This is a genomic window from Novosphingobium sp., from assembly GCF_049240505.1.
In the GTDB taxonomy this organism is placed as follows: domain Bacteria; phylum Pseudomonadota; class Alphaproteobacteria; order Sphingomonadales; family Sphingomonadaceae; genus Novosphingobium.
In genome coordinates this window covers 1-3,660 of the sequence record NZ_JBMLSM010000020.1, presented here as the reverse complement: position 1 = coordinate 3,660, position 3,660 = coordinate 1, and the positions used below count along the sequence as shown (strand labels likewise).

Below are 3,660 nucleotides of genomic sequence, written 5' to 3'. Positions count from 1 at the left end.
GATGGAGTCAGAAACAAAGAGCTTCTTCATTGCGAGCGTCGCGAATCAATCCAGCGGGCTTAAACCGCTCTGGATTGCTTCGCTACGCTCGCAATGACGAGCCGATGGGCAATTAACCGTTCGGGGTAATCAGATATTTCTCGCCCGTCCGCCGTGCGTTGTAATCGAGCGCTGCATCGCGGCCAAGCGCCTGCTCCAGCGTGACGCGCGCCTTGTAGTTGCTCGCAAAGGTGGTCGTCAGTTCGGCCATCACGCGGCTGCGCATCTTGTCGACCACCTCAGCCCCCAGCTTGCCCATCCACGGGGTGAGCAGCCAGCCCGATACATCCCAACTGAAGCCGAAGTTGCGCGTCAGCACCGTGGGCGAAAGATCGAGCGCGCCATAGATGAAAGCGTGCTTCGGGCTGTTGGAGCCATAGCGGCTATAGGCCGCGCCGCTGTTCGCCACCTGCTCCATCACGGTCATGATCTGGCTGACAAGCTTGCCACCGCCGATCGCATCGAAAGCCATCGTGGCCTTGGTGGTCGCGACGGCAGCGGTCAGGTCGTCGAGGAACGTGTCCTTCGAACTGTCCACCACATGTTCGGCCCCGATCGCCTTGAGGATGGCGACCTGCGCGTCGTTGCGCACAACGTTGACCAGCGGAATGCCATCGGCCTGACAGATCTTGACCAGCATCTGCCCAAGGTTCGAGGCCGCCGCCGTATGCACCAGCGCACTGTGGCCAAGGTGGCGCATCGTCTCGGTAAAGCTGAGCGCGGTGAGCGGGTTGACGAAAGCCGAGGCGCCCTGCTCCGCCGTTATGCCATCGGCAAGTTCGAGGCACATTCCAGCATCGGCAACCGCCAACGTGGCATACATGCCACCGGGAAAGCAGGTGACGCGCTTGCCCCGCAATGCCTGCGCCGCCGGGTCATCCCCTGCAGCCACGACGGTGCCCGCGCCCTCGTTGCCCACCGGCATCGCCGCGCCGTGCCGCGCGGCCATTGCGCGGACAGCGGGTTCCGGCATCCGTGCTACAATCTTGCCGGGCGAAAATTCGGCACCTTCGATATCGGCAGGACCGAACAGCAGGCCAAGGTCAGACGGATTTATCGGCGTCGCTTCCACGCGGATCACCACTTGCCGTCCTTCGGGTGGCGGCAGAGTGAAGTCCTCAAGACTGACGGTCAGCGTGCCGTCCGAATCGAGCTTGGAAACAATGCGCTGGCCGCTCAGATCGGTCATTTTCTACTCTCCGGGATATGTCGCGGTCACGAAGTATAGACCTTCCGAAGGCGCGTTAAGTCCTAATTTGCTACGGTCTTTTGCGGCGAGCGCTTTGGCCACCTGATCCACGCGCCATTGCCCCTGCCCGACCAGCGCCAGACAACCGACCATCGAGCGCACCTGATGGTGCAGAAAGCTGCGCGCGGCAGCCTCGATAATAACGCGATCACCCTCGCGGCGCACATCCAACCGGTCGAGCGTTTTTACAGGGCTGGCTGATTGGCAGTGCACCGACCGGAACGTGGTGAAATCGTGCAGGCCTACCAAGGCTTGCGCCGCCTTGTGCATCGCGCGTTCGTCCAGCGGCTTGGCAATGCGCCACGCCTTCCCCAGATCCAGCGTCAACGGCGCACGGCGGTTGATGATACGGTATTCATAAGCGCGACCCACGCAGGAAAAGCGCGCGTGCCAGTCCTCGGCCACTTCGATGCAATCGAGCACGGCCACCGCGTGCTTTGCCAGTCGCAAGTGCGCATTCAAGGCTTCCCACATGCGGAACGGGTCAAAGCTGCGCGACAGATCAAAATGGGTTCTCATTCCCAGCGCATGAACGCCGGTGTCAGTCCGCCCCGCAGCGTGTACCGCCACCGTTTCTCCGGTCACGGAATGGACCGCATCCTCCACCGCCTGCTGTACGCTGGGTCCATGCGATTGGCGCTGATAGCCCTGATAGGCCGCGCCGTTCCATTCGAGGGTCAGGGCAAAACGCATCAGCCGACCATTGTCCCCGCCGCGATTGCCCGCCCCCGCAGCAAAGCCGCCACATCCATCGCCGGGCGGCCCGCGCGCTGGATCAGCGTTGGCTGGATGGCACCAGCGCCACAAGCAATCGTCAACGATCCGTCCAGCACAACGCCTGCATCGCCACTGCGGTCAACCACGTCTGCTGCCAGCACGCGATAACGCTCACCTTCCAGTTCGAAAAAGGCACCCGGCGCAGGCGCGAAGGCCCGCACCTGACGTTCCACGTCCCCCGCATCGCGCGAAAAATCGAGACGGCTCTCAGCCTTGTCGATCTTGTGGGCATAAGTAACGCCCTCGTCCGGCTGAGCAATCTGAGGATAAGCGCCAAGGTCCGCCAGCACTCCGACCATAAGCGCTGCGCCCTTCTCCGCCAGTTCCGTCGTCAATTGTCCCGCCGTCTTGCCATCGACCGGCGTTTCGACCTTGGCCAGCATCGGCCCGGTATCCAGCCCGCGCTCCATCTGCATGATCGTAACGCCTGTCAGCGCATCGCCCGCAAGGATCGCTCGCTGCACTGGCGCAGCCCCGCGCCAGCGCGGCAGGAGCGAGCCGTGGACGTTGAGGCACCCCATGCGCGGCGCATCCAGCACCGCTTGCGGCAGGATCAGGCCATAGGCTGCGACCACCGCCACGTCAGCTTCCAGCGCTGCAAAGGCCGCCTGCTCTTCCGCGCGTTTCAGCGAAACCGGCGTGCGCACCTCTATTCCATGCGCCTGCGCCGCCAGATGCACGGGCGAAGGTTGCAGCTTCTTGCCCCGCCCCGCCGGGCGCGGAGGTTGGCTGTAGGCAGCGACCACATTGTGCCCCGCCGCGACCAGCGCTTCCAGCGTCGGCACCGCGAAATCGGGGGTGCCCATGAAGATGATGCGCATAAGCTTGCAAATGGCCTTCCGTTTGTCGGCATCGGCCCTATCTGTGCTGGCATGGCATCGCAAGAGATCGAGGCGCTTTCCGGCGCATTGGCGCGGCTTCCGGGGCTTGGCCCGCGTTCGGCCCGGCGCGCCGTGCTGTGGCTGATCAAGCGGCGCGAAACGGCGCTGCCCCAGTTGCTGAACGCCCTGACACAGGTTCAGGATCTGCTGGTCGAATGCGACACCTGCGGCAATGTCGACACCGCCAACCCCTGCGGCATCTGTACCGACCCCCGCCGCGACCAGCGCGCGATCTGCGTGGTGGAAGAAGTGGCTGACCTTTGGGCGCTTGACCGGGCACGCCTGTTTACCGGCAAGTATCACGTGCTGGGCGGCAGACTTTCCGCACTGGAAGGCGTTCGGCCGGAAGACCTGACCATCGGGCAGTTGCTGGACCGGGTGGGCCGTGGCGGTATCGATGAAGTCGTACTTGCCATGAATGCCACGCTGGAAGGCCAGACGACCGCACACTACATCGCCGAACGATTGGAAGGCATGGCCGTGCGCGTGACGCAACTGGCACATGGCCTGCCGGTTGGCGGGGAGCTGGACTATCTGGACGAAGGCACCTTGGCCCAGGCGCTGCGGGCGCGAAGGCCGGTGGCCTGACCGCCCTTAGCGTCCCCGCGCAGGCGGGGACCTCAGGCGTTTTAAGGAACCCCCGCGTAACAACACGGAGGTCCCCCCCGGCGCGGGGGAGCAACTGCTGTTCGGATAGTCTTGCGACACCCCCAC

General features: G+C 64.0%; 4 protein-coding genes. 1 reads left to right on the top strand and 3 read right to left on the bottom strand.

The window, feature by feature from the left end:
• Nucleotides 1-112 precede the first annotated feature (112 nt).
• The 3 genes from ACOVQ0_RS02135 to fmt are packed head-to-tail and all read right to left on the bottom strand — an operon-like array spanning nucleotide 113 to nucleotide 2,886.
• The gene (locus tag ACOVQ0_RS02135) at nucleotides 113-1,228 is read right to left on the bottom strand and encodes a zinc-binding dehydrogenase (protein ID WP_421879627.1); all 1,116 of its coding nucleotides are present in this window, start codon (nucleotides 1,226-1,228) and stop codon (nucleotides 113-115) included.
• A 3-nt stretch (nucleotides 1,229-1,231) separates the two neighbouring features.
• The gene (gene truA / locus ACOVQ0_RS02130) at nucleotides 1,232-1,984 is read right to left on the bottom strand and encodes a tRNA pseudouridine(38-40) synthase TruA (RefSeq protein WP_421879695.1); all 753 of its coding nucleotides are present in this window, start codon (nucleotides 1,982-1,984) and stop codon (nucleotides 1,232-1,234) included.
• The gene (fmt, locus tag ACOVQ0_RS02125) at nucleotides 1,981-2,886 is read right to left on the bottom strand and encodes a methionyl-tRNA formyltransferase (protein ID WP_421879624.1); all 906 of its coding nucleotides are present in this window, start codon (nucleotides 2,884-2,886) and stop codon (nucleotides 1,981-1,983) included. Before fmt ends, truA begins: the two co-directional genes overlap by 4 nt.
• 51 nt (nucleotides 2,887-2,937) lie before the next feature.
• Here fmt and recR point away from each other — a divergent pair, with 51 nt between their 5' ends.
• Complete coding sequence (gene recR / locus ACOVQ0_RS02120; RefSeq protein WP_421879621.1) at nucleotides 2,938-3,534, top strand: recombination mediator RecR; 597 nt, start codon at nucleotides 2,938-2,940, stop codon at nucleotides 3,532-3,534.
• Nucleotides 3,535-3,660: the final 126 nt, after the last annotated feature.